The organism is Pseudacidovorax sp. NFM-22, assembly GCF_021401245.1.
GTDB lineage: Bacteria > Pseudomonadota > Gammaproteobacteria > Burkholderiales > Burkholderiaceae_C > Xenophilus.
The window spans coordinates 495335-520909 of the sequence record NZ_JACBFY010000005.1 but is presented as its reverse complement, the minus strand read 5'-3'; the positions used below and the strand labels follow the sequence as shown (position 1 = coordinate 520909).

Genomic DNA, 25575 nt, shown 5'->3' with positions numbered 1-25575 from the left:
AAGGGTGGGATCGGGGTGCGGGCGGCGCCCGCGGGGCGCGGTCAGACGCTGGGCGTCGCCCGGCGTGCCTTCTCGGAAGGGTCCCAGAACAGCACGCGCCGGCGCAGCATCTTGATCAGGCGGTTGAGCACCAGGCCGATCACCGACAGCAGCAGCAGCACCGAGAACTGGCCGGCCACGTCCATGTTGAAGCTCATGGTCTGGATCAGCGTGCCCAGGCCCGCCTCGGCGCCCACGAACTCCGCCACGATCACGCCGATGAGCGACAGCACCACCGCCAGCTCCAGCCCGGCGATGACGAAGGGCAGCGCGCCGGGCAGGCGCAGGTGCCGGAAGACCTGCCAGGGCGAGGCGCCCAGCGACAGCATCAGGCTGACCCGGTCCTCGTCGGCCGAGCGCAGGCCGGCGATGGTGTTCACCATGAGCGGGAAGAAGCAGATGATGGCGGCGCTGAACACCTTGGACTGCATGCCCAGGCCCAGCCACAGCGCGAAGATGGGCGCCAGCGCCACCTTGGGCATGGACTGGAACATGATGATGTAGGGATACATCAGCATGTCCACGTAGCGGTAGGTGGCGATCAGCGTGCCCAGCAGCAGGCCCAGGCCGGTGCCGATGACGAAGCCCAGCAGCGTCTCCAGCAGCGTGACGGCGCCATGGCGCAGGTACATGCCCGAGGCCAGGCCGCGCACCAGCGCGGCGAACACCTCGCTGGGCGAGGGCAGCACATAGTTGGGCACCGCGCCCAGGCGGCACACCGCCTCCCACAGCAGGAGCGTGCACAGGAACAGCGCGATCACCATGGCCAGTTGTCGTCGGGTCATCATCAGTCCACGCCTCCGCGCAGGTTGAACAGCGCACGGATGTGCGCCACATGGGCCCCGAATTCCGGCGAGGCCATCACCTCCAGGCCCCGCGGCCGGGGCAGGTCGATGCGGATGTCGTCGATGAGCCGCCCCGGCCGCGGCGACATCACCAGCACGCGGTCGGCCAGGTACACCGCCTCGGCGATGGAGTGGGTGATGAGCAGCACCGTCTTGCGCCGCTCCAGCCAGATGCGCTGCAGCTCCACGTTCATGTGCTCGCGCGTCATGGCGTCCAGGGCACCGAAGGGTTCGTCCATGAGCAGCAGCGTGGGGTCGTTGACCAGCGCCCGGGCCAGGGCCGCGCGCTGCTGCATGCCGCCCGACAGCTCCCACGGATAGCGGGACGCGAAATCGGCCAGGCCGACCAGCGCCAGCAGCTCGCGCGCCACGGCGGCATGCCGGGCGGGATCGAGTCGCAGGATCTGTGCCGGCAGCAGCACGTTCTGCAGCACCGTGCGCCAGGGAAAGAGCACCGGCGACTGGAAGACGATGCCGATGTCCTTGCGCGGCCCCCGCACGGGCTCGCCGCGGATGGCCACGCCGCCTTCGGAGTAGGGCTGCAGGCCGCCAAGCGTCTTGAGCAGGGTGGACTTGCCGCAGCCCGAGGGGCCCACCACTGCGACGAAGGCACCTTCCTCGACCGTCACGTCGAAGGACTGCAGGGCGACCAGCGCCTCGCCCCCGTTGGTATAGCGCTTGGTGAGCGCCCGGATCTCGATGGCGGGACGGTTCATGGCGGGCCCGCCCTGCGGGTGATGCGCGTCGAAAGGGTCACGTTCAATCCTTGGTGACTGCAACCGGTTGCACTTGAAGAGAATCGTGCCGCACCTCGTAATGCCTGTCAAACGATTTTGTTTCTCGTACGTTCGCTTGCGCCGGACTGCGAGCTTTGCATATGATCATGCAACCGGTTGCATTCACGCCGGGCATTTCTCTGGAGGTTTCCATGAGCATCGAAGGACTGCCGCGCTTCAGCGACGGCGAAATGGCGCGGCGCCTGGCGGCCGTGCGTGGGCTGGCGCAGGAGCGTGGCGTGCGCGCCCTGCTGCTGTTCGGCCACAGCGGCTCGCGCCGGCACTACCAGGCGGACATCCACTACGTGACGGAAGTGGCGCCCTTCCACGAGGCCTACTGCCTCGTGCCGGTGGAAGGCGAGCCCGTGCTCTGGATCACGCACCACAACCACTTCGCCACCGCGCGGGACCTGTCGCGCATCGCCGACGTGCGCCGGAGCAGCCGCGACGCGCCGGCCGTGATCGCGGCAGAGCTGCGCAGCCGCGGCCTGGCCGATGCCGCCATCGGGCTGGTCGGGCCCATGTTCCATCAGGAGCACACGCGCCTGCTGGGCCTGGTGCCCGATGCGCAATGGAGCGACCTGAGCATGCCCTTCAAGCGCCTGCGCATCCGCAAGAGCGAGGAGGAGCTGGCCTGGCAGCGCGTGGCCGCGGCCGGCTGCGACCGGGTGATGGCGGCCCTGCATGCGGCCATCCGCCCCGGTGTGGAAGAGCGCGAACTGCTGGTGCTGAGCGAGGAAGTGGCCTGGCAGTTCGGCTGCCAGCCCAACTTCCTCTACCTCAACAGCACGCCCATGGCGGCCTCGGAAAGCTGCGTGCCCAACCAGATCCTGTCGCGTCGCAAGCTGCAGATGGGCGACGTGATCAACACCGAGCTGACCGTGAGCTACGGCATGTACTCGGCCCAGCTGCTGCGGCCCTTCTTCCTGGGCGAGCCCACCGCGCAGTACGCGCACCTGTATGGCGTGCTCAAGACGGCGCACGACGCGCTGGCCGAGGCCATGAAGCCCGGCGTCACGCTCGACGAGCTGCGCGAGGTGTCGCTGAGCATCCGGGACGCGGGCTACACCACGGTGGACGGGCTGCTGCACGGCTTCGGCGTCGACATCCTGCCGCCGGCCCTGGGCCCCAACTTCGCGCCGCCGCATGTGCCCTACACCCTGGAGCCGGGCGTGACCATCGTGCTGCAGCCCAACCCGACGACCGCCGACGAGAGGGTCGGCATGCAGCTGGGGCAGATGGGCCTGATCACGCCGCACGGCTACGTCTCCATGCATGCGTCGCCGTCCGAAGTGACCGTCTGCGGCTGAGGCAGCGCATGGCCATCCTCATCCACGGCGGCCATGTCGTCACGATGAACGCGGCGCGGGAGGTCTTTGCCGGCGGCTTCGTGCTCATCGGCGACGACGGCCGCATCGCCAGCACCGGGCCGCAGGCCCGCATTCCCGATGGCTTCGAGGGCGAGCGGCTGGACGCCAGCGGCATGATCGTGCTGCCCGGCCTGATCGATGCCAGCCACCGGCCCTGGGAGCATCTGCTGATGGGCTGGCCGGGCGCCGCAGACCCGGCCCGCTGCGCCGCGGCCGAGTCGATGCTGCACGACGAGGACGTGCGCGCCGCCGCGCAACTGGCGGCCGCCGAGCTGGCGACCGGCGGCGTGACCACCGTGCTGCACCACGTGCCCGGTGCTGCCACGGCCGCGCGGCTGGCGGCGGCCACCGCGGCCTTCGGTGCGCACGGCCTGCGCCAGGTGGCCTGCCTCGACTTCGCCGCCACGGGTGAAGACCTCGCCCGGCACGCCTGCAACGTCTCCGACCCACTGCTGCGCCTGGCCCTGTCGGTGCGCAGCGACCCGGTGTCGATCTGCACCGGCGCCGTGGACGAGGCGCAGCTGGTGCGCGCCGCCGCCCTTGCCGACCGGCACGGGCTTCGCCTCTTCACGCAGCCTGGGGGGCGTGCCGACGAGGCGTCCTGGCAGGCGGCCCTGCGCAGGCAGGGCCGCAGCGCCATCACGCATCTGATGGAGCTCGGCCTGCTCGATTCGCGCTGGCTGATCGAGGGTCTGGACCGGCTCGGGCCGGCCGACCTGATGCTCATGCTGGAGTCCGGCTGCACGGGCGTGGCGCAGCCGCTGGCGGACGCCGCCCTGGGCCGCGCCTGCACCAGCTGGACGGCGCTGCTGCGCCAGGGCGGGCACTTCGCCATCGGCACGGGCGGGCCGGCGGCGAGCTGCACCGTCGACATGGTCGAGGAGATGAAGGCGCTGGTCATGGTCCAGAACACCCTGAACCTCGATCCCACCGCGATGTCCGCCGAGGCGGCACTGGAGGCCGCCACCCTGGGCGGCGCGCGGGCGCTGGGCCTGCTGGACGAGATCGGCTCGCTGGAGCCGGGCAAGCAGGGCGACGTGGCGGTCTTCGACATGCGTGCGCCGCACTTCCAGGTCTCGCACAAGCCGGTCTCCACCTTCGTGTGCTGCGGGCGCGCGCGGGACGCGCATGCCGTCTTCGTGGGTGGTCGCCGCATCCATGCCGCCACGGCGCCGGCCCGGCACGACGACGCCGCGCTGGCCGAGGAAGGCCGGGCGCGACGTGCGGCACTGCTGGCCCGGCTTCACGGGGCGGCGGCATGACGCGAACCCCGGCCGGCCCCCATTCCGCACCGATCGAAGGAACCGCCATGCGCACCCTTTTTGCCAATGCCTGCGTGATCACCGGCAACGAGGCCGGCGACATCCATCCGCAGGGCTTCGTCCTGGTGGAGGGCGGACGCATCGTCGCCGTCGGGCCCATGGCGGCGCTGCCCGGCGTGCCGGACGGCGTGCGCACCGTGGACGCCGGTGGCCGCTTCCTGACGCCGGGGCTGGTCAACATGCACCAGCACCTGCACATGAACCTGCTCAAGGGCCTGGCGGACGGCATGCTGCTCGAACCCTGGGCGCGCGACTTCAGCGCCCACAGCCGACGCGCCATGCGCCGCCCGGCGGTGCGCAACTCGGCGCGGCTGGCCGCGCTGGAGATGCTGCGCACCGGCACCACCTGCGTGCTCAACCACCAGTCGCCCTTTTCCTGGCCCGAGCTCACGCACGACGCGGCCGAGGCCATGGCCCAGGCCGGACTGCGGCAGGTGCTGGCCATTCCCTTCCAGTGCCGCACGCCCAAGCTGCCCGAGCATCCCTGGGACGAGGCCGAGGCCACGCGGCAGATCGGCGCCCTGGTGCAGGCCCTGGAGGGCGGTGCCAACGGCATGACGCGCACGGCCCTGACCGTCGAATGCAATGCCCACCATACGGAGATGGGCCGCAGCTCCGACAGCCTGGTGCGCGCGGGCCATGCGCTGGCCCAGGCGCTCGACCTGCGCGTGGCGGTCCACATGTCCGGCGGCACGCTGTCGATGCGCATGGGCTTCACCAAGTACCGCCGCCAGACTGGCCGCAGCGACGTCGAATACCTGGAGCAGCTGGGCGTGCTCGACCACCGCTGGATCCTCAAGCACGGCATCCATTTCAGCGACGAGGATCTGCAGAAGGTGGCCCGGCGCGGCGCCTCGGTCGTCTACACGCCCACCTCCGAGTCGATCCGCGGCGGCGGCCTGGGGCCCTGGCGCGCCATGCACGAGGCCGGCATCCGCTGCGCGCTCGGCACCGACGGCCCGGCCGTCGACTACAGCGTCGACATGGTCGAGCAGATCAAGGCCTGCTGCTTCCTGCAGGCCGTGCGCTACGGCGACCGCGATGCCATCACGCCCCGCCAGGCGCTGGCCATGGCCACGCTGGGTGCGGCGCGGGCGCTGGGGCTGGAGCGCGAGATCGGCTCGCTGGAGCCCGGCAAGCGCGCCGACCTCGTGCTCTTCGACCGCCGCCGCGCCCATCTGCAGATGATCGAAGACCCGCTCACCGCCTTCGTGCGCGGCTGCCGCGGTGCCGACGCCACGCTGGTGATGGTCGATGGCCGCATCGCGATGCAGGACGGCCACTTTCCGCAGGTGCCCGATGCCGACGCCGTGATGGCCGCGGCACGGGCCGATGCCGCGCAACTGCTGGCCGAGGCGGGCTTCGAACGCCTCGCGCAGCCCCGCTGGCCCGCGCGCGCCTGACCGATTCCGAAGCAGGAGAAATGCATGTCCAGGACGCCCCCGCCTTCGCTGTCGCCGACCCCCTTCCTGCAGGGCCGTACCCCGCCATGCCCCTTGTATGATCCGCCGCTCCATGACAGTGCCGCCCTCTGCGCCCGCCACATTGCGGCAAGTCGCCAAGCATGCGGGCGTCCATCTCTCCACGGTGTCGAGGGCCCTCGATCCCGAGCGGCGCCACCTCATCAGCCGCGACATCGTCGCCAAGGTGGAGGCCGCGGCCAAGGAGCTGGGCTGGCGCCCCAACCGTGCAGCCGCCTCGCTGCGCCGGGGCCGCTCGATGGTCATCGGCGTGCTCGTGCCCGACATGACCAACATGGTCACCGCCCAGATCATGCAGGGCGTGGAGGCGGCCATCGTTCCGCGCGGCTTCTTTCCCCTGGTGGTGAGCATGAACGCCGTGCCCTCGGGCAAGGCGATGGTCGAGCGGCTGCTGTGGCAGCGGGTGGACGGCGTGGTGGTGGCCACGCTGGACGACGAGTTGCTCGCTGCCCTGGCCAAGGCCGGCCTGCCCGCCGTGCTCACCTCGCGGGCCGATCCCGATGGACGCTTCAGCGCCGTGCATGGCGACCGCGAGCGGGCCGCCAGCCTGGCCATCGACCATCTGCATGCGCTGGGACACCGGCGCATCGCGCTGCTGGCCACGCCGCAGAACATGCAACTGGGCATCGAACGGCTGCGCTTTGCGACGGCGGCCCTGGCCCGTCATGGGCTCGAACCCCAAGCCGTGGCCGTGGCCGATGGCACGGGCCGCGATGCCGGCCTGAAGGCGATGCAGCAGCGGCTGGCCGGGCACGGCCCACAGGCGCGCCCGCCCTTCACGGCCGTGTGCGCGGCCAACGACCTGCTGGCGCTGGGCGCCTACGAGGCGGCGCGCCAGGCGGGCCTGGTGGTGCCGCAGCACCTGTCGGTGGTGGGCCAGAACGACATGCTGATGGCCGACCTGGTGAGTCCACCGCTGACCACCGTGCGCATGCAGCATCTGGAGATGGGACGGCAGGCCGGCACCCTGATGATCGAGGAGATCGAGGCGCGCGCCACTGCCGAGGCACCGCGGCCGCCGCGCGTGATCGTGTTCCAGCCCGAGCTGGTGGTGCGCCAGTCCACCGGCGCCGCCGACGCCTGAGGCGCGCTGCCGCGCCTTGTGCAGCGAGGTGCGCATGACCGCCTATCCACTGCGCCTGCTGGCCTTCGACGGCGCCTTCAACCTGCCGATCTGGATCGGCCAGTCGCGCGGAGTCTTCGCCGCGCACGGACTCGCCGTCTCGCTGGCCTACACACCGAACTCGCGCTTCCTGGTGCAGGCGCTAATGAACGGCGAGGCCGACATCGGCCTGTGTGGCTTCGACAACATCGCCGCCTACCAGCTCGGCCAGGGCGAGGCCGAGTTGCCCGAGCCGCCAGACCTGCGGGCCTTCATGGGCGGCGACGGCGGCTTCCTGGCGCTGGTCGCGCGGCCCGAAATCGCATCGCTGCAGGCCCTGGCGGGTTGCACGCTGTCGGTGGACGCGCTCACCACGGGCTTTGCCTTCGTGCTGCGCGACATGCTGGCGCAGGCGGGCCTGGGCGGCGAGCACGTTCGCATCGTGAGCGCAGGCGGCACCGCGGCCCGTTACCAGCAACTGCTGGCCGGCGCGCACGATGCCACGCTGCTGCGCGTGCCCTACGAGCGGCTGGCCGCGTCGCGCGGCTTTCGCATCCTGGCCCAGGCCGGGCCGCTCATCGGCCCCTACATAGGGACGGTGGGGGCGGCGCGCCAGCGCTGGCTGGCGGCCCATGCACCGCAGGCGCAGGCCTTCATGCGGGCCTACCGCGAGGCCATCGACTGGCTGCACGTGCCAGCCCACCGCGCCGAGGCCTGCGACGTGCTCATGGCGCGGCACGAAGGCCTGGATGCGGCGGCGGCCGGTTGCGTGCTCGACGACCTGCTCGCGTCCGACGGCGGGCTGCAGCGCGATCTCTCGCTCGACCCGGCCCGCGTGCGCGGCGTGCTGGCCATCCGGGCACGGCATACGGCGCTGAAGGACATGCCCGCGCTGTCGGATCTGCTGGCCCCGGTCGTGCCGTCGAAGTAGGGCTGGGGCGGCGGGGGCGCGTAGGGCCGAGGGGGCGCTCCCTAGAATCCGTCGCCGCCCCATGCCCTCTGCCCCGCCCATCAACGTCGTCGTCCGTGCCCTGGCGTTGCTGCAGGCGCTCAACCGCCAGCCCGTCTCCACGCTGGACATGCTGCACCGGCAGACGGGCATTCCCAAGCCCAGCATCGTGCGCCTGCTGCACACCCTGCAGGCCACCGGCTTCGTGCGGCATGCGCCGCAATACGGCGCCTACTACCTCACGGCCGAGGTGGCCTCGCTCGCCAGCGGCTACCACAGCGAGCCGCGCATCGTGGAGGCCTCCTCGGCCATCGCCGACCGGCTGACGGCCGAGCTCAAATGGCCCGTCTCGGTGGCGGTGCACGACGGCGATGCGATGGTGGTGCGCTACAGCACCATCCCCCAGTCGCCGCTGTCCTTCTTCCATTCCACGATCAACATGCGGCTGAGCCTGCTCACGCAGGCGCTGGGCCGGGCCTACCTGGCCTTCGCCGACGTGCAGGAGCAGCAGGCGCTGATCGAGCTGCTGGCCCGCACGCCGCATCCCGAAGAGCGCGAAGTGGGCGATGCCGACGCCATCCGCGCCATGCTGGATGAGACCCGCGAGCGTGGCTACGCGTTGCGCGATCCGCGCGTGCGGCCCGAGTCCTCCACGGTGGCGGTGCCGATCTTCGAAGGCCCGCGCGTGGTCGCCACCATCGGGCTCACCTGGTTCTCCTCCGCACTCACGCCCGCGCAGGCCGTGGGGCGCTTCCTGCCGCCGCTGCAGCAGGCCGCGGCCGCCATCGCCCAGGCGCTGGAGGCGCTGGCGTCGCCGCGCGGCTGACTTTCCGCCGCGCGGAAAGTCCGCAATGCCCGCTTGGTCCGCGGGGCAGGGCTGCGCATGATCGCGGCATTCCAACGGAGACACACACGATGAAACGACGCCTTGCCGTGGCGCTGCTTGCCTGCGCCGCCGCCCTGCCGGCCCTGGCCGCCGAGTGGCCCGCCAAGCCCATCACCCTGATCGTTCCCTTCCCGGCCGGCGGCAGCACTGACGCGCTGGCCCGGCTCATCGGCCAGCGCCTGTCGGAGAAGCTGGGGCAGCCGGTGGTGGTGGACAACCGCGCCGGCGCCGGCGGCAACCTGGGCACCGACATGGTGGCCAAGGCCGCGCCCGACGGCTACACGCTGGCGCTCTCCACCTCGGGCCCGCTGGCCAACAACAAGTACCTCTACAAGAACCTGCGCTTCGACCCCCAGAAGGACCTGACGCCGGTGATCGCCATCGGCGAGATCCCGATGGGCATCGCCGTGAGTCCGGCGCTCAAGGTCGATTCGCTGCAGGCGCTGCTGGAGCGTGCCCGCGCCCAGCCCGGCAAGGTGAGCATCGCCAATCCGGGCAACGGCACCATCGGCCACCTCACGGCCGAGCTGCTCAAGAGCCAGGCCAGGGTCGAGGCGCTGGGCGTGCCCTACAAGGGCGACACGCCGGCCATCACCGACACCGTGGGCGGCAACGTCGATGCGGTGTCCATGCCCATCACCTCGCTGGTGCCGCAGATCCAGGCCGGCAAGCTCAAGGGCCTGGCCGTCACCTCGCGCCAGCGCTTCGCGGGGCTGCCGCAGGTGCCCACGGCCATCGAGCAGGGCATTCCCGTGGAGGCCACCGTGTGGATGGCCATCGTCGGGCCCAAGGGCCTGCCCGAGGCCGTGGTGACGCGCCTGAACACCGAGATCAATGCCGTGATCGCCACGCCCGAGGCCCGCGCCCGGCTGGAGCAGTACGGCGCCGCACCCATCGGCGGCAACCCGCAGCAGCTGGTGCAGCTGATGGCGAGCGACAGCGCCAAGTGGAAGAAGGTCATAGAGACCACCAACATCACCCTGGATTGACCCATGAGCGACACCCGTCCCCTGCTGTTCGATGCACATGCCCACCTCGTGGCCGACGACCAGCAACGCTATCCGCGCAACCCCATGCAACGTGCCGCCGATGCGCCCTACCGCCCGCCGGGCGTGATCGGCCGGCCCGGCGGCCACCACGGCCCCAACCCCATCAACGAGGTGCCCGACGTCTCGCGCATGCGCGTGTGGATGAAGGAGGAGAACGTGGACGGTGCCGTCGCAGTGCAGAAGCGCATGGTCTACCGCTACGACAACAGCTACATCCTGGACTCGTCGGACGCGCATCCCGAGCTCTTCTCCGCCGTGGTGATCCTCGATGCCGAAGACCCGGGCACGCCCGACCTGGTGCGCCGCTATGTGCGCGAGCACGACCTCGTGGGCCTGCGCCTCTTCGGGGGCCGCAAGCCCGACGGCAGCATGCCCTGGCTCGATTCGCCCCATGCGCTCAAGAGCTGGGAGGCCGTGGACGAGGCCGGCATCGTGATGGACCTGGAGGTGCTGGCCCAGGGCGGCGGCGGCCCGGCCGTGCCGGCGCTGCTGGCCCTGGCCGAGCGCTACCGCAACGTGCGCATCGTGCTCGACCACCTGCTGGAGCCCGAGCTGCACGACGGCCCGCACTTCGGCATGGACGCGCGCTGGGAGCAGCTGGCCGCCTGCGAGCGCATCTCCTTCAAGTTCACCTCCATCAACCTCGACCACTGCCGCGAGGAAGGCTTTCCCGCCAACCAGGTGCTGCGGCGCGCCGTCGACCTGTTCGGCGCCGAGCGGGTGATGTGGGGCTCGGACATCGGTACCTCGTCGGGCACCTACAAGGACATGGTCCAGCGCATGATCGATGCGTCGGACCTGCTCTCGCCGGCCGAGCAGCGGGCCGTGTGGCACGACACCGGCCGGCGCGTGTTCGCCAAGGGCGGCAGCAGGGCGCGCGCGTGAACGACCACGAGGAAGTCGCCGCTGGCGGCCTGGACACGGCCACGGCCTACCGCCTGATCTGCGGCATCGTGGTGCCGCGGCCGGTGGCCTGGATCACCACGGTCGACCGCGAGGGCCGCGTCAATGCCGCGCCCTTCAGTTCGTACAACTACGTGGCCCACAGCCCGCCCATGGTGGCGGTCAACATCGGCACGCGCCAGGGCACGCTCAAGGACACGGCGCGCAACATCCGCGACACCGGCTTCTTTTGCGTCAACGTGGCGACCGAGGACGTGATGGAGACGCTGCACCAGTGCGGCGCCGACTATCCGCCGGAGGTCGGCGAGCCCGAGGCCCTGGGCATCGCGCTACTGCCCGGCGTGCACACGCCGGTGCCGCGCATCGCGGCCTCGCCCATCCACATGGAATGCCGGCTCGACCAGTTCGTCACGCTGGGCCGCGGGCTCAACACGCTCTACATCGGCGAGGTGCTGAGCTTTCATCTGTCGCGCACCGTCTACGACGGGCGCAACGTCGACAGCCAGCGGCTGCGCCCCATCGCGCGGCTCGGCGGCCCGTACTACGCCGCGCTGGGCGAGACCTTCCACCGCCCGGCCCTGCAGCGGCCGCCGGGCGAACCTGCCGGAGACACCCCATGACCCGCGCGCTTCTTCCCACCGGTGACGACTGGCATGTCGGCACCTTCGTCAAGACCACCTCGCCGCAGTGCGTGGAGATCCTGGGCGGCACCGGCCTGGACTTCGCCGTGCTCGATGCCGAGCACGCGCCCTTCGATCGCGCGGCGCTGGATCTCGCGCTCATGGCGGGCCGCAGCTGCGGGCTGCCGCTCTTCGTGCGCGTGCTGGAGCGCACGGCCGCCGGCCTGCTCTCGGTGCTGGACATGGGCGCGGCCGGCGTGCTGGTGCCGCATGTGGACACCGTGGCCGATGCGCGCGAGGTGGTCGCCCATTGCCGCTACGTGGGTGGCGACCGCGGCTATTCCAGCTCGCCGCGCGCGGCCGGCTATGGCGCCCTGGGCATGAAGGAAGCCATCCGCCAGGGCGACCGCAGCGTGGTGCTGGCGCAGATCGAGAGCGTGGAGGCTGTGCGCAATGCGGCCGGCATCGCTGCCGTCGAAGGCGTGGCCGGGCTCTTCATCGGCCGCGCCGACCTGGCACTGTCGATGGGCCTGGACAGCGCCCAGGCGCCGGAGGTGGCCGAGGCCACCGAGCAGGTCATCCGCGCCGGCCTGGCCGCCGGCAAGCTGGTCGGCATGTTCGTCGGCAGCCAGGCCGAGCGCGAGCGCTACCGCGCACTCGGCGTGCGCTGGTTCATCCATGGCTCCGACCAGGGGCTGCTGCGCCAGGCGGCGCAGGCCATCGCCCGGCCCGCCGCGCCGACTTCCTCTTCCCCTTCGAAGGTGAACGCATGAGCACTTCCACGATCCGCCCGGCCTCTGTCGCCCGCCACCATGACGAGCCGCCGGCGCACGAGGCCGACGGCGCCCGCACCTGGGTGAGCCGCGGCGCCAACTTCATCGTGACCGTGAGCGAGGTCCAGCCCGGCGCGACGCTGGCGCGTCGCGATCAGCCCGACGAGTACTTCGTCTTCCTGCCCGATGCCGGCGCGACCATCCATACGGGCGACGCCCGCATCGAGGCCGGTGCCGAGTCCGTGACCATCGTGCCGCCCGGCGACAGCCGGGTCGTGATGAAGGCGGGCGGGCAGGTGGTCTGCGTCTTCTCGCACCGGGCGGCCGACCTGCTGGCGCTGGCCGGCAACGCGGCCGACTATGCCCGGCCCACGCCCGAGGTGGCGCCGCTCGTGCCCTGGCCCACGCCGGCCGACGGCTTCCGGCTGCGGCACTATCCGCTGGCGCAGCACACGCAGGCCGACAGCAACATGCGCATCTTCCGCAGCACCAACCTGATGGTGAACGTGATGACGCCGCGCATGGTGGCGCGCGACGTGCGCAAGCTGAGCCCGCATTCGCACACGGACTTCGAGCAGGGCTCGCTGGCGCTGCGCGGCGACTGGGTGCACCACATGCGCTACCCGTGGACGGCCGACATGAACGACTGGCGCGAGGACCAGGCCATCCAGGTCGGCAGTCCCTCGCTCACGGTGATCCCGCCCAAGGTGATCCACACCAGCCGCAACACCAACGACGGCGGCGCCTGGCTGCTGGACATCTTCGCCCCGCCGCGCATGGACTTCGCGGGCAAGCCGGGCAAGGTGGCCAACGAGCACGACTATCCGTTGCCCACAGCTTCATGAGCACGCCTCGGCCGAATGAAGCCGGCGGCGCAGAGCCGGCCGCCCCACGCATCTGCGTAGTCGGCGCGGGCGCCATCGGCGGCTGGCTGGCCGCGCGGCTGGCACTCGCCGGCGAGGCGGTCAGCGTGCTGGCGCGCGGCGCCACCCTGCAGGCCCTGCAGCAGCGCGGCCTGGAGCTGCGCAGCCAGGGCGAGCGCCAGGTGGTGCCGGTGCGCGTGGCCGATACGCCCGAGGCCCTGGGCCCGCAGGACATCGTGCTGCTGACCGTCAAGGCGCCCGCGCTGCCGGCGCTGGCGCCGCGCCTCGCGCCCCTGCTCCATCCCGGCACGCGGGTGCTGAGCGCCGCCAACGGCCTGCCCTGGTGGTACTTCCTGGCCGGCGGGCGCAGCTGCGCCGGCCTGCGGCTGCGCAGCGTCGACGCCGAGGGCCGCACCGAAGCGGCACTGCCGCAGTCGCAGGTGCTGGGCCTGAGCGTCTTCGCGGCCTGCCATTGCCCCGCACCCGGCGTGGTGCAGCACGACAGCGGTGGCCGGCTGCTGCTGGGCGAGCCGGCCGGCGGCGACAGCACGCGTGTGCAGGCGCTGGCGCAGCGGCTCAAGGGCGGAGGCCTCGACGCCCAGGTGAGCGAAGACATCCGCCGCGACATCTGGCTCAAGCTGCTGGGCAATGCCTGCTTCAACCCGGTGAGCCTGCTCACCGGTGCGCACACCGACGACATGATCGACACGCCCGAACTCCACGCCCTGTTCGTGCGCATGATGGACGAGCTGCTGGGCATCGGCGGGCGCATCGGCCTGGCGCTGGACATCGAGCCGGCGCGGCGCATTGCGCAGGCGAGGGCGCTGGGCCACATCAAGACCTCGATGCTGCAGGACTTCGAGGCCGGCCGGCCGGTGGAGATCGGCGCCATCCTCGGCGCGGTGCTGGAATGCGCCGCCGCGGTGGCGATGCCGGTTCCGGCCCTCACCACCATCCACGGCCTGGCGCGGCTGCGCGCGCAGAGCAGCGGCATCGCCGCCTGACAGGAAGAAGCGGACATGCCCATCACCAGCGAACAGGTGGCCCAGGTCGCGGCCGACCTCTACGAATGGTCCCTCAAGAAGGTGCCCGACGATACCCAGGCGGCCCTGCGCGACGCGGTGCCGCGCGAGGGCAACGACACCGGCCGCAAGACGCTCACCATCATGCTCAAGTCCGCCGAGGCGGCGGAGCGAACGGGCGGCCTGGTGTGCTCGGACGTGGGCATTCCCACCTACAGCATCAAGGTCGGCACGCGCGTGCGCTTCGAGGGGCCGGTGCGGCAGGCCATCGTCGAGGGGTTCGCACGCATGGCGGCCCGCAGCGATCCGCCCATCCTCAAGATGGTGACCAACCCGCTCACGCACGAGCGCAGCCATGCGGGCAAGGACATGCCCATCGTCACCTTCGACCTGCTGGACGAGGCCGACTACGTGGACATCACCTGCGCGCCCAAGGCCATGGGCACGGGCCGGTGGGAGGCGCTGGACACCTTCGTCTACCCCTCGCTGGAGACCATCGAGAACTACGTGCTCGACACGGTGGTGCGCGCCGGCTCGCAGCCCTGCCCGCCCATCGTCGTGGGCGTGGGCATCGGCGGCACCTTCGACCATGCGGCCCGCATCGCCAAGGAGGCGGTGCTGTGCCCCTTCGGCCAGACCAACCCGGAGCCCGTGCTGGCCGCCATGGAAGGCCGCCTGCTCGCCGCCATCAACCGACTGGGCTTCGGGCCCATGGGCACGGGCGGCGACACGACGGCCATGGCGGTGCACATCAACTACGCGGCCTCGCACGGCTTCGTGCCGGTGGCCGTGAGCCTGAACTGCTGGATCAACCGCCGCACGCGGGCACGCCTGCATGCCGACGGCCGCGTGGAGCGCATCGAATGAAAGCGCTGAGACTGCCCCTTCAGCGCGCCGAGGTCGAGGCCCTGACAGTGGGCGACCTGGTCACCGTCAGCGGCACGGTCACCATGTCCATCGGCCTGCCCACCCACCAGCGCATGGTGGACCACCTGGACCGCGGCGAGCCGCTGCCAGTGGATCTGCAGGACGGCGCCTTCTTCCACCTGAGCTGCTTCAACCGCGAGCGGGCCGACGGCGAGGGCCACGAGGCGCTGTACCTCAACCCCACCACCAGCACCCGCTACAGCCCCTACATGCCGCGCCTGATCGAAGGCGCGGGCCTGAGGCTGGTGGGCGGCAAGGGCGGGCTGGACGACGCCAGCGTGCAGGCGTTGCAGCGGCAGGGCTGCGTGTACCTGTCCTTCCTGGGCGGCGGCAGCACGTTGCTGTCGCAGGCCATCCGGCGCGTGGTGGCCGTGCACTGGACCGACTACATCGCCCAGTTCCGCCTGCTGACGCTGGAGGTGGAGGACCTGGGCCCCGCCACGGTGGCCATCGATGCCCATGGCCGCAGCGTGTATGCCGACCTGCGCCAGCAGGCCGAGCAGCGGCTGCAGGCGCTGCGCGCCGCGGGGGCCTGACAGGCCTGGCGCGAGCGAACCACCGATTCACGCACGGCGCCGTCTCTGGGGCCCATGCCGGGCCCGCGACAGGTCCACCTGCACCGTTCAGCGAGCCTTGCCCAGGTACGCCTCGATGACCTGGGCGTTCTTGGCCAGGTCCGCTGCTTCACCTTCCATCGCCACCACGCCCATTTCGAGCACATAACCGTAGTCGGCCACCTCGAGGGCTGCACGGGCGTTCTGTTCCACCAGGAGGATGGTGACGCCAGTGGCGCGCAGGTCTTCGATGATCCTGAAGATGTCGCGCACCACCAGGGGCGCGAGGCCCAGACTGGGTTCGTCGAGCATGAGCAGTGCCGGTCGGCCCATCAGTGCGCGGCCGATGGCGAGCATTTGCCGCTCGCCGCCCGACAGTGTTCCTGCCTCCTGCCGCCAGCGCTCCTTCAGCCGCGGAAAGAGCGCGTACACGCGTTCGAGCTCGGCTCCATCGCGCTGCTTCCTTTGTCTTGAGTAGGCGCCCAGCACGAGGTTGTCCTGGACCGACATCGTGGTGAAGAGTGCGCGCGTCTCGGGCACCAGGGCGATGCCGCTGCGCACGCGCTCTTCCAGCGTGGTTGCCGCCATCGGACGACCCTTGAAGTCGATACCGCCTTGCGAAGGGATGACACCCATGATGGCGTTGAGCAGCGTGGATTTGCCCGCACCGTTGGGTCCGACCACGGTCACGACCTGCCCCGCGGTCGCTCTGAGCGACACATCCATCAGCACCTGCGCCGCGCCGTATCCGGCGCGCAGGGAATGGATCGACAGCATTGGCGACCTCATGCCGGCTCCTCGTGGACGGTGCCCAGGTAGGCTGCCCGCACGGCCGGATCTGCCTGAACCTGCGCAGGCGTGCCGTCCATGAGGCGGGTGCCGAACTCCATGACGACGATCCTGTCGCAGAGATTCATCACCATGTCCATGTCATGTTCGACCAGCAGGATCGACAGTCCCTCGTCGCGCAGCTGACGCAGAACATCGGCCAGCTGCGCCTTTTCCCGATGGCGCAAGCCCGCTGCGGGCTCATCCAGCAGCAGCAGGACAGGATCGGCGGCCAGCGCCCGGGCGATCTCCATCAGGCGCTGCTGACCGAGCGCAAGGCTGCCCGCGGGCACATGCATGAGGCCGCCCATGCCGATGCGTTCGAGCTGGTCCTGCGCGGTCTTCATCAGCTGCCGCTCTTCCGCACGGTCGATGCGCATCATGGCGCGCCACATGCCGGCGTGGCCGCGCGCGTGCGCACCCAGTGCAACGTTCTCCAGCACGGACATGGTGGGCATCATCTTGACGTGCTGAAAGGTGCGCGCCATGCCGCGCAGGGCGATCTGCCGGGAGTTCAGTCCCTCGACCGGCGCGCCGACGAAGCTCACTTCGCCCGCGCTCGCCGGCAGCACACCGGTGAGCAGGTTGAAGGTGGTCGACTTGCCCGCGCCGTTGGGTCCGATCAGACCGACGATCTCGCCTGCATCGACGTGCAACTCGACGTCCTTGACGGCAACCAGCCCCCCGAAGACCTTGCGCAGTCCCTTCGCCGCCAGGACCGTCTGGCCGCGCGGGGGCTGCGCACGTCGCGGCAGGGGTGCCGCGTCCCGCCAGTCGACGCGACGGGGCAGGCGCGGCAGCTTGCGATCCACGAATTCCCAGACGCCGTCGCGCATGTACTGCAGGGTCAGGATCAGGATGATGCCGAAGCCGATGATCTCGAAATTGCCACTTGAGCCCAGCAGTGACGGAAGCAGCTCGCGCAACTGGTCTTCCAGCAGCTTGACCAGGGCTGCGCCGGCGACGGCGCCCCAGACATGACCGGCGCCGCCGAGCACTGCCATGAACAGGTATTCGATGCCTTTGTTCAGTGCGAAAGGCGAGGGGTTGACCGTGCGCTGGAAGTGCGCGAACAGCCAGCCTGACAACGCCGCCAGCAAGGCGGCCAGTACGAAGGCGTGGACCTTGGCCCTGAACGTGTCGACCCCCATGGCCTCGGCGAGCGTGGTGCCGCCCTTGACCGACCGCAAGGCGCGCCCCGCTCGGGAGTCGAGCAATCGCCTGACGGCCAACGATGCCACGATCAGCAGCGGCCAAACGAGGGCATAGAAGCTACGCCCCGAGTCGAGCGTGAGGCCGCCCGGCAGCGTGAGCGCGGGCACGTCGACGATGCCGTCGTATTTGCCGAAGGTGTCCAGGTTGCCCAAGAGGTAGTAGAGCGAGAGTGCCCAGGCCATCGTCGCCAGGGGCAGGTAGTGTCCGGACATGCGCAGCGTGAGCCAGCCCAGCATTGCGGCGATCACCGCCGTGGCAGAGAGGGCCAGCGGCAGCGTCAGCCAAGGCGAGAGCCCGTGACTCACGGTGAGCCATGCGGTGGTGTAGGCGCCAACGCCCACGAACGCGGCCTGGCCGAAGGAGGTCAGACCGACGATGCCCGTGATCAGAACAAGACCGAGTGCGACCAGGGCGTAGAGGCCGATGTAGACGGCTTGGGTGATCCAGAACTCAGGCACGGGCAGCAGGGGGAGCGCGGCCATGGCGAGCAGGAAGAGGATCAGGCCGGCGCGACGCAGGTCGGGGCCGGGCTGGTCGCTCGTGCCGATCTGCAGTTCGGGCGCGCGCGCCGAGGCGAGCGTGTTGGATGGACTGTGCGGGCGCGACATGGTCATTCCTCTTCGTCGGTGGTCGGATGCGCCCAACTGCGCCATAGCAGCACCGGGAGAATCAGGGTGAACACGATCACCTCCTTGAAGGAACTCGCCCAGAAGGAGCCGAAGGATTCCAGCACGCCCACCAGCAGAGCCCCGGCCGCGGCCAGCGGGTAGCTTCCCAGGCCGCCGATGATGGCGGCCACGAAGCCTTTGAGGCCAATGAGGAAGCCCGAGTCGTAGAACATGGTCGTGGTGGCCCCGATGAGCAGCCCTGAAACCGCACCGATGAAGGCGGCCAGCGTGAGGGCCTGGCTTCCGGCCGCCTGGGTCGAGATGCCCATGAGTCGTGCGCCGAGCCGGTTGACCGCGGTGGCACGCAGTGCCTTGCCTCGAAGGGTGGAGCCGAAGAAATAGAAGAGGGCCACCATGACGAGGGCCATCACCGCGAAGGTCAACAGCGTCTGGCCGCTCCAGGTGAGCGGCCCGGTGGTGAAATTGGCATCCCAGAATGCCGGGTTGCGAAAGCCCTCCGGGCCGAAGAAGTACAACGCCAGGCCCGTGAGCGCGAAATGCACACCCACCGACACGATGAGGAGCACGAGGACGCTCGCATCCGCGAGGGGTTGGTAGGCCAGCCTGTAGATCAAAGGACCGAGCGCCGTCACCAGCGCCACAGCGGCAAGGCTCTGGACCAGCACGGAAGGGCTCGGCGTCGTCGCCCCCACTGCCACGGCCACGGCCAGTGGCGGCCCCACGAGCGCAAGCCACTGCCGGGCGGCACGGCCCGGCGAGACGCCTCGGCGCAACAGTGCCGCGCCCTCCACCAGGCCGGCGAGTGCTGTCAGGCCAACCAGCAGCCACATCACGCCGGGCATGCGCTGGGCATGCAGCCCGGCGAAACACAGCGCACCATAGGCCACGAAGTCGCCTTGGGGAATGAAGATGATGCGCGTCACCAGAAACACCAGCACGGTGGCCAGCGCCAGCAGGGCGTAGACAGCCCCGTTGGCGGCGCCGTCCAGTGACAGGATCGCAGCGATGGAAAGGTCCATGGTCGGAAGAGCTCGGTCGATGACCCTCCGCAGCAGCGGAGGAAGCAGAAAAGCGGCAAGGGCCGCGGCCTAGTTCTCCAGAACCCAGCGACCCTGGGCGTACCGACCCACGCGCAGTGCGCTGGCGTCCAGCCCGGTGTGGTCCGTCGGGGAGGTGTTGTAGACCCCGCGCGATGCGGCCAGCTCCTTCAGGTTTTCCAGCGCGGTGCGCAGTGCCTCGCGGAACTCCGGCGTGCCCGGTGCAGCGCTCTTGGCTGCGACCGGCAGGGCCATGTCCAGGAGCTTGACCGCGTCCCATGCCGAGCCGGCAAAGATGTTGGCGGTATTGGCGCCGAACTTCCCTTCATAGGCCTGCACGAAGTCGGTCGCGCTCTTGCGGCCCGGATCGCCTTGTGGGAGCTGGCCAACGTTCATGACCGCCGCGAAGGGTGCATAGATGCCTTCGGCCTCGGCGCCCGCCAGCTTGATGAAGTCGCCGAAGGTGGCGCCAAGCGTCACGTAGATGCGCCCCTTGAAGCCGCGCTTCCTGAGTTCGAGCAGGGGCATGGCCGCGCCGCCGCCGGAGGCGGCGATCACGACGGCATCGGGCGTCTTCGAGACGATCTTGAGGACCTGCGACGCGACGGACGTGTCCGTGCGGGCATAGCGCTCCTCGGCCACGATCTGCAGTTGGTTCTCGCTGGCCAGTTGGCGGGACATCTTCACCCATTGCTCGCCATAGGAATCGGAGAAGCCGACGAAGGCCAGGTTCTTGACCCCATGGGCCTTCATGTGCTGGAACAGCGGTCGGCCTTCGTGGTCGTCATTGGTCGTCGTCTTGAACACCCACCGCTTCGGGCCCTCCGCGGGAGTCACGAGGATGTTGGCGGGCGCCAGCGAGATGACCGGTGTGCGGCCTTCCGCCACCACACCGATCATCGCCAGCGCGCCAGGCGTTCCGGTGGTGCCGATGATGGCGTCCACCTTGTCTTCCGTGATGAGCTTGCGGGTGAGGCGAGTCGCTTCCGAGGGGTCGCTCGCGTCGTCGACGTGGATCAGTCGCAGCTTCTGTGCCGACTGGTCGGCGGCTGTCGCGACACCGTTCTTCTCCAGAATGCCCAGCGACGCGGCGGGGCCGGTTGTGGACAGAACGACTCCGATGGTGGCCTGCTGCGCCTGCGCCGTCACGCCTAGCGTGAGTGCGCCGCAGGCGGCGAGCAGGCAGATGAACTTCTTGAGATGCATGTTTGTCTCCTGTTGGGGCTGTGGGCGGGCGCCCGAGGCTCAAAGAACTTCGTCTTTCACGGGGTTGCGCAGCGTGCCGATGCCTTCGACCTCGACCTCCACGACGTCTCCATCCTTCATCCACAGCGGCGGAGTGCGCTTGGCGCCCACGCCGCCCGGCGTGCCGGTGACGATCACGTCACCCGCTTGCAGGGGGGCAACGGTGGAGGCGTAGGCGATCAGGCGGGGAATGCTGTGGATCAGCATGCGCGTGGTGGCCCGCTGTACTTCTTGACCGTTCAGTCGCGTGACGATGGTCAGCTCGGCGTCGGGCTCGATCTCATCCGCGCTCACGAGCCAGGGGCCGAAGCCGCCCGTGGCGAAGAAGTTCTTGCCCGGGCCCCATTGGCTGGTGTGCAGCTGCCAGTCGCGAATGGTGGCGTCGTTGTAGCAGGCGTAGCCAGCGATGTGCGTCCAGGCGTCGGCTTCGGCGATGCGCCGGCCTGGCCGCCCGATGACCACCGCGATCTCGCCTTCGAAGTCGAGCCGCGTCGACTCTGGCGGGCGCAGGATGGGCGACAGATGCCCCACCTGCGAGTCCGCGAAGCGCAGGAAATAAACCGGCTTCTCGCTGACCTCCCGCCCGGTCTCGCGTACATGCTCGCCGTAGTTGAGGCCGGCGCACCAAATCTTGCCGGGGTTCGGAATGACTGGCAGCAGTCGCAGATCGCTCAGACGGTGGTCGGGCTCGCGGGCCTGGGCGGCCTGCGCTGCTTGCGACAGCGCGTCGCCAGCAATCAGCGACTTCAGATCGGGATAGCGACTGCCCAGCAGTGCGTGAATGTCGATCACGCCTTCGCCCGCGACGAGGCCGTAGCGCTCCCTGCCCTCGTGGACATAACTGACGAATTTCAAGATGGCACCTTTGATGAAAGAGGGGATCGATGCGTGGCCTTTCAGGCCAACGCGGAGCGGGAAAGGGTTGCGTTCGGCGTCTGCGCTTCCCTGCGCTCGAACGAACTGCCAAGTCCAGGCAGCAGGGTGTCGAAGCTGCGCAGCAACTGCGGCAGCTCGTCACGGCCTGCCACGGCTGCGGCGACATAGCGATCGGGCCTCACGAGCAGCACAGCGCCGCTGCCCGCCGCCTGTGTGAACAGTCCGTCAAGGTCTTCGACGGCGACGGGCGTCTCGCGATGCCCCGCCTGTGCCTCGCGGGTGACCTGCAGGCCGCCGTCCGGACGGAATTCCAGCAGGGCCCAGCCGGCGCCCAGCAGGCGATCGAGCCAGACCGTCTCGCCCTTCGCCGTTCGCACACGCGGCTGGGCCAGCGCCTTGCCGACCAGCGAGGCGACCGCTGGCTGCAAGTGCGGGGCAGGCTCGCGGACGCAGCCCTCGACGAAGTGAGGTTGCCGCAGAAACTTCATGCCCACGATCCACGCCTTGGCGGCGGGAACCAGCCCGAGTGCGGTCAGTGCCCAGTCCCGCATTGCCGTCGCGACAGGGTGAGTGCTCATGACCACCTTGCCGATCCGGTAGGACAGCCGAACCATGTCGGCGGCATGCGGCCGCCGCTCCTGCTCGTAGGTGTCCAGCAGCGCGTCGGTCGCCTGGCCACGGACCGCGGCCGCCAGCTTCCACGCCAGGTTGGCGGCGTCGCGCACGCCGGCATTGAGGCCCTGGCCGGCGAATGGCGGCATGAGGTGGGCCGCGTCCCCCGCCAGCAGCACGCGGCCTTGCCGGAATGTCGTTGCGATGCGCTGCTGGGCCACGTAGACCGCCGCGCGGCGGATGTCGCGCGGTTCGATCGCCTGATACGGCGCCACCAGGCGCACGACCGCATCGGGCTGCAGGATCGTCTGGGGATCGTCCTGCGCAAGCAGCATGAACTCGTAGCGGCAGCGGCCCTTGACGCCCGGCACCACCACGCACGGGCGCCGTCCGTTGCAGTGGAATTGCGAGAAGGGCTCGGGTTCGCCGCGACCGTTGAGCACGTCGATGACGATCCATCTCTGGACCTGGGTGGAGCCCTCCAGCGCGATGCCCAACTGGGTGCGGATGGTGCTGCGTCCGCCATCGCAGGCGACCAGCCAGCGGCTGCGCAGCGTGCGGGTGCCCTCTGGGCCTTTCAGGTCCACCGTCACGCCCTCGGGGTCCATGCGGATCTGGGTCGCTTCGGTGTTGAAGCACACATGGGCCTGCGCTCGCGCACGGGCCGCATCACGCAACAACTGCGCAAGCACGGGTTGGTCGAACTGGGACTTGGCCGGTTGCCCAAGCCGCGGCTGGCGTGCACGCACCTCGGCAAGCAACTGGCCCTTGCGGCCGAAGTAGCGTGCGCCGGTGTCCATCAGCATCTCGGGCGCGAGGCGATCCATGATGCCGATGTCCTGCATCACGCGCAGTGTCTCGTCGGTGATGCTGATCGCGCGGGGTTCGTCCGACACATCGCCGGCGCGGTCGACGAGCAGCGTGCGCACGCCGGCGTCGGCCAGCAGGTTGATCAGCGTCAGGCCGACCGGGCCGGCGCCCACCACGAGCACGTCGACGTCGTGCTGCATGCCCGCGCTCATGGTGCTTCCTCCTTCTGCGCCTTTGTCTCGTCAGAGGGCCGTTCGACGAAGTGCTGATGCGCACACAGCGGCAGGTAGTCCGCCCGCACCGGGGCGAATACATCCACGTTGAGCACGCGCTCCTCTCCGAGCGGCTCGGCACCGTGCAAGGCATCGCCGGGGATGTAGAGCATGCTGGGGGCCGTGATGTCGAAGACCTCGTCATCGACCCAGAAACGAAGGCGTCCCGTGAGCACGTAGCTGAGCTGATCGAAGGGATGGCTGTGGCGGCCAGTGCTGCGGTAGCCTGGCTCGAACCAGTTGACGGTGGTGATGCAGTCGTCCGCGCGAAGCCCGGTCCTTGCGAAGCCGGGGCGCACCGTCTCCAGGGGCATCTCGTCGAGCTTGTAGACCGCCGCGCGGTTGCGGCGCGTCGGTGCCGCGCCGCTCATCGCTGGCCCCCTGTCGCCGGGGCGGGCGCCACGCGCAGGGCCTTGGCGATGATCCGCTGGCGGATCAGCCAGGTACCGTTCACCTGGACATACTCGTCCAGGTAGTCGCCCACCATGAAGGGCCGGGTTTCGGTGGCCGGTTCGCTCTCGCAGCGGTAGACGGTTGCATACAGCGTTCCACGCAGGCGCTCACCGTCCCAGAAGAAGCGGTGATTCGTCTCCACATGGCGCGACACCCGCGGCAGCTTGACCCGGTCCGCGCCCCAGGCGCGTATCGCTTCCCGGCCGATGAGGTCGCGCGGCGGCAACTGCAACAACTCGCCGTCTTCGGCGTACAGCTCATGCAACGTGTCGGCCGCGCCGTGGTCCAGGCGCCAGGCATGTTCATGCGTGAGCGCCAGGAGGGCCAGGCGCAGCTCGGGTGTGATGGGGCGTTCGGGGTGGTTCATGGGTGTTGCTCCAGTTCGGCACAGGCAAGGGCGAAGCCCGTCATCCATTCACGCACCGGCCAGTAGCCTCTGTGCGTCATGCGGTAGGGGCCGATGGCATGCAGGGCGGCGAAGGCGGCGACCCAAGCGCGAATCTCGTGGCCAGAATGACCGCCCTCGGTTTCGATCTGCTCGTTGCGCCAGACGTCGAAAGCCTCCAGCGCGCCGGTGCTCAGCAGGTCGAGCACCTTCCTGTCGAAAGCGGGGTTGACTTCCTGGTAATGCCCGTGGCCCTGGGCATGCGTGCGTCCGGCCTCGATCACGCGCTGCTGGCGCAGCGCACGGGCCTCTGGCGTGGGATTGCGGCCGTCGATCAGGCGGGCCGCCACGTCGGCCGTAGCGTCGGCGAGTCGCGGCACCGGCGGATCATGGGACAGGCCGCCGGAGGCCACGAGCAGCACGCGCCTGTTCCAGCGTGCGACCTCCCGGCCCACTGCTTCGCCCAGCAGTCGAACGCGCTGCATGGGCCCGAGTGGCAGGCCGACGGCGTTGATGAAGACTGGGACCAGCGGCTGCATGAAGCCTTTCCCGAACAGGAACTCCATGGGCTGGGCGATGCCGTGATCGATTACCAGCCGTTCGGACTGGGCGATGTCGATGCCGCTGTCCAGCACAGCCTGTGTCAGGCGCGATGCAGCGGCTCGGTCCACGGCCAGCGGCCCCTCGCGCGTGCCCCAGTCGCCCACGGCCGTGGCCGCTCGACCGATGCAGAAGGCCGGCATCATGTCGTAGAAGACACCGTTGAAATGGTCGGGGCCGAACACGACCGTGACCTCCGGGTCGAAGGCCCGCGCAAAGGCTTGCAGGTGCCTCAGTCCTGCATCCACCTCCGCCAGGACGCCAGCGGCCGGTTCGGCGATGCCGTAGAGCGGCGAGTGGGAAAGTGCGCAAAGCGCCACCGTCATCGAAGTCTCCTGTTTTTGTCACACCGCCCCGCAGCGCATTGCGCATGGGCGGAGCGCCTGGTGTAGTGCACTATCATGAAATAATGCATTATTCGTGAATGATAGACTTAATCATGCCCAATGCAAGCCCTGAGACCCCGGTTCTTGAGCGGATTCGTCATGCCATCCTGGACGGCACTTGGCCGCCCGGGGAGCGACTCGGGCCCCAGGCCCTCGCCGATCAGTTCGACACCAGCTCGACCGTCGTGCGCGAGGCGCTCACGCGACTGGCCGGTGAAAGCCTCCTGGAGGCGAAGACGAACCGCGGTTTTTTCGTGCCACAACTCGACCTGCAGGAGTTCGCCGATGTGACCGAACTGCGGTGCGTGACCGAATCGCTGGCACTGCGCCTGTCGCTGGCCCGGGGCGACCTCCAGTGGGAGACGAACCTGCTGGCGGCCCATCACCGCATGTCGAAGACGCCGCGTCGCCTGCCAGACTCCAATCGCGTCAACGATGAATGGCGGCGTGCCCATTGGGGCTTCCATCACGCGCTGCTGGCCGCGTGCGCCTGCGAGCCAATGCTCCGGATCGCCGCTGGACTCGCGCAGTCCACCGACCTGTATCGGGTGTGGGCTGCCCCGGCCCGCGAAGCCAGCAGACGCGATGTCGAGCATGAGCATCAGGACTTGGTGGAAGCGGCACTGGCGCGCGATGCCGACAAAGCGAGCGCCCTGCTGCGGCAGCATTACGTGGAGACCGCCCGCATCGTGCTGGACGCCGGGCTTGCCGCCGCACCTGGCCGTCGATCCCGATAGCGTCTGCAG

Annotated in this window: 26 protein-coding genes; 15 read left to right on the top strand and 11 right to left on the bottom strand. The window is 69.8% G+C overall.

Annotation, left to right across the window (positions count from 1 at the left end):
* Positions 1–41: 41 nt before the first annotated feature.
* Complete coding sequence (locus L0984_RS19990) at positions 42–827, bottom strand: ABC transporter permease (protein WP_234195711.1); 786 nt, start codon at positions 825–827, stop codon at positions 42–44.
* On the bottom strand, positions 827–1600 hold the full coding sequence (locus tag L0984_RS19985) for an ABC transporter ATP-binding protein (RefSeq protein WP_234195709.1): 774 nt from the start codon (positions 1598–1600) through the stop codon (positions 827–829). Before L0984_RS19985 ends, L0984_RS19990 begins: the two co-directional genes overlap by 1 nt.
* 212 nt (positions 1601–1812) lie before the next feature.
* Between L0984_RS19985 and L0984_RS19980 the strand changes: the two genes are divergently transcribed.
* From L0984_RS19980 to L0984_RS19915, 14 genes are all read left to right on the top strand, one after another.
* Positions 1813–2970 (top strand): M24 family metallopeptidase, encoded by a 1158-nt coding sequence (locus tag L0984_RS19980; RefSeq protein WP_234195707.1) that lies wholly within the window; start codon positions 1813–1815, stop codon positions 2968–2970.
* Between the two features lie 8 nt (positions 2971–2978).
* Positions 2979–4292, top strand: a complete 1314-nt coding sequence (locus L0984_RS19975) for an amidohydrolase family protein (RefSeq protein WP_234195705.1) — start codon at positions 2979–2981, stop codon at positions 4290–4292.
* Positions 4293–4339: 47 nt separating this feature from the next.
* Positions 4340–5755, top strand: a complete 1416-nt coding sequence (locus L0984_RS19970; protein WP_234195703.1) for an amidohydrolase family protein — start codon at positions 4340–4342, stop codon at positions 5753–5755.
* A 112-nt stretch (positions 5756–5867) separates the two neighbouring features.
* Positions 5868–6917 (top strand): LacI family DNA-binding transcriptional regulator, encoded by a 1050-nt coding sequence (locus L0984_RS19965; protein ID WP_234195701.1) that lies wholly within the window; start codon positions 5868–5870, stop codon positions 6915–6917.
* A 34-nt stretch (positions 6918–6951) separates the two neighbouring features.
* Entirely contained in the window at positions 6952–7866 is a 915-nt protein-coding gene (locus L0984_RS19960; protein ID WP_234195699.1) for an ABC transporter substrate-binding protein, read from the top strand.
* Positions 7867–7927: 61 nt separating this feature from the next.
* Positions 7928–8710, top strand: coding sequence for a DNA-binding transcriptional regulator (locus tag L0984_RS19955; RefSeq protein ID WP_234195698.1), 783 nt, complete (start codon positions 7928–7930; stop codon positions 8708–8710).
* 89 nt (positions 8711–8799) lie between these two features.
* Complete coding sequence (locus L0984_RS19950; protein WP_234195697.1) at positions 8800–9759, top strand: Bug family tripartite tricarboxylate transporter substrate binding protein; 960 nt, start codon at positions 8800–8802, stop codon at positions 9757–9759.
* Between the two features lie 3 nt (positions 9760–9762).
* Positions 9763–10704 carry an amidohydrolase family protein gene (locus tag L0984_RS19945; protein ID WP_234195695.1) on the top strand — a complete coding sequence of 314 codons (942 nt, stop codon included), beginning with the start codon at positions 9763–9765 and terminating at the stop codon, positions 10702–10704.
* Complete coding sequence (locus L0984_RS19940; protein ID WP_159444739.1) at positions 10701–11342, top strand: flavin reductase family protein; 642 nt, start codon at positions 10701–10703, stop codon at positions 11340–11342. The genes L0984_RS19945 and L0984_RS19940 overlap by 4 nt, the downstream gene beginning before the upstream one ends.
* Entirely contained in the window at positions 11339–12115 is a 777-nt protein-coding gene (locus L0984_RS19935; protein WP_234195693.1) for an HpcH/HpaI aldolase family protein, read from the top strand. Before L0984_RS19940 ends, L0984_RS19935 begins: the two co-directional genes overlap by 4 nt.
* Entirely contained in the window at positions 12112–12960 is an 849-nt protein-coding gene (locus L0984_RS19930) for a hypothetical protein (RefSeq protein WP_234195691.1), read from the top strand. Before L0984_RS19935 ends, L0984_RS19930 begins: the two co-directional genes overlap by 4 nt.
* Positions 12957–13982, top strand: coding sequence for a ketopantoate reductase family protein (locus L0984_RS19925; RefSeq protein ID WP_234195689.1), 1026 nt, complete (start codon positions 12957–12959; stop codon positions 13980–13982). The genes L0984_RS19930 and L0984_RS19925 overlap by 4 nt, the downstream gene beginning before the upstream one ends.
* 15 nt (positions 13983–13997) lie before the next feature.
* Positions 13998–14867: a fumarate hydratase gene (locus tag L0984_RS19920; protein ID WP_234195687.1), complete on the top strand. Its 870-nt coding sequence runs from the start codon at positions 13998–14000 to the stop codon at positions 14865–14867.
* The gene (locus L0984_RS19915; RefSeq protein ID WP_234195850.1) at positions 14801–15463 is read left to right on the top strand and encodes a fumarate hydratase C-terminal domain-containing protein; all 663 of its coding nucleotides are present in this window, start codon (positions 14801–14803) and stop codon (positions 15461–15463) included. The genes L0984_RS19920 and L0984_RS19915 overlap by 67 nt, the downstream gene beginning before the upstream one ends.
* Before the next feature lie 87 nt (positions 15464–15550).
* Here L0984_RS19915 and L0984_RS19910 read toward each other — a convergent pair whose 3' ends face one another.
* The 9 genes from L0984_RS19910 to L0984_RS19870 all read right to left on the bottom strand — a co-directional run bounded on the left by L0984_RS19910 (position 15551) and on the right by L0984_RS19870 (position 24769).
* On the bottom strand, positions 15551–16270 hold the full coding sequence (locus L0984_RS19910; protein WP_234195685.1) for an ABC transporter ATP-binding protein: 720 nt from the start codon (positions 16268–16270) through the stop codon (positions 15551–15553).
* On the bottom strand, positions 16267–18006 hold the full coding sequence (locus L0984_RS19905) for a branched-chain amino acid ABC transporter ATP-binding protein/permease (RefSeq protein ID WP_234195848.1): 1740 nt from the start codon (positions 18004–18006) through the stop codon (positions 16267–16269). Before L0984_RS19905 ends, L0984_RS19910 begins: the two co-directional genes overlap by 4 nt.
* A gap of 128 nt (positions 18007–18134) precedes the next feature.
* Positions 18135–19172, bottom strand: a complete 1038-nt coding sequence (locus tag L0984_RS19900) for a branched-chain amino acid ABC transporter permease (RefSeq protein WP_234195683.1) — start codon at positions 19170–19172, stop codon at positions 18135–18137.
* Between the two features lie 69 nt (positions 19173–19241).
* Positions 19242–20339, bottom strand: a complete 1098-nt coding sequence (locus L0984_RS19895) for an ABC transporter substrate-binding protein (protein ID WP_234195680.1) — start codon at positions 20337–20339, stop codon at positions 19242–19244.
* A 96-nt stretch (positions 20340–20435) separates the two neighbouring features.
* Positions 20436–21290: a fumarylacetoacetate hydrolase family protein gene (locus tag L0984_RS19890; protein WP_234195678.1), complete on the bottom strand. Its 855-nt coding sequence runs from the start codon at positions 21288–21290 to the stop codon at positions 20436–20438.
* Between the two features lie 41 nt (positions 21291–21331).
* Entirely contained in the window at positions 21332–22945 is a 1614-nt protein-coding gene (locus L0984_RS19885; RefSeq protein WP_234195676.1) for a bifunctional 3-(3-hydroxy-phenyl)propionate/3-hydroxycinnamic acid hydroxylase, read from the bottom strand.
* Positions 22942–23376, bottom strand: coding sequence for a cupin domain-containing protein (locus L0984_RS19880; RefSeq protein WP_234195674.1), 435 nt, complete (start codon positions 23374–23376; stop codon positions 22942–22944). Before L0984_RS19880 ends, L0984_RS19885 begins: the two co-directional genes overlap by 4 nt.
* On the bottom strand, positions 23373–23825 hold the full coding sequence (locus L0984_RS19875) for a nuclear transport factor 2 family protein (RefSeq protein ID WP_234195672.1): 453 nt from the start codon (positions 23823–23825) through the stop codon (positions 23373–23375). Before L0984_RS19875 ends, L0984_RS19880 begins: the two co-directional genes overlap by 4 nt.
* Positions 23822–24769 carry a 3-carboxyethylcatechol 2,3-dioxygenase gene (locus L0984_RS19870; RefSeq protein ID WP_234195670.1) on the bottom strand — a complete coding sequence of 316 codons (948 nt, stop codon included), beginning with the start codon at positions 24767–24769 and terminating at the stop codon, positions 23822–23824. The genes L0984_RS19875 and L0984_RS19870 overlap by 4 nt, the downstream gene beginning before the upstream one ends.
* A gap of 113 nt (positions 24770–24882) precedes the next feature.
* Between L0984_RS19870 and L0984_RS19865 the strand changes: the two genes are divergently transcribed.
* Positions 24883–25566 (top strand): GntR family transcriptional regulator, encoded by a 684-nt coding sequence (locus L0984_RS19865; protein WP_234195668.1) that lies wholly within the window; start codon positions 24883–24885, stop codon positions 25564–25566.
* Positions 25567–25575 lie beyond the last annotated feature (9 nt).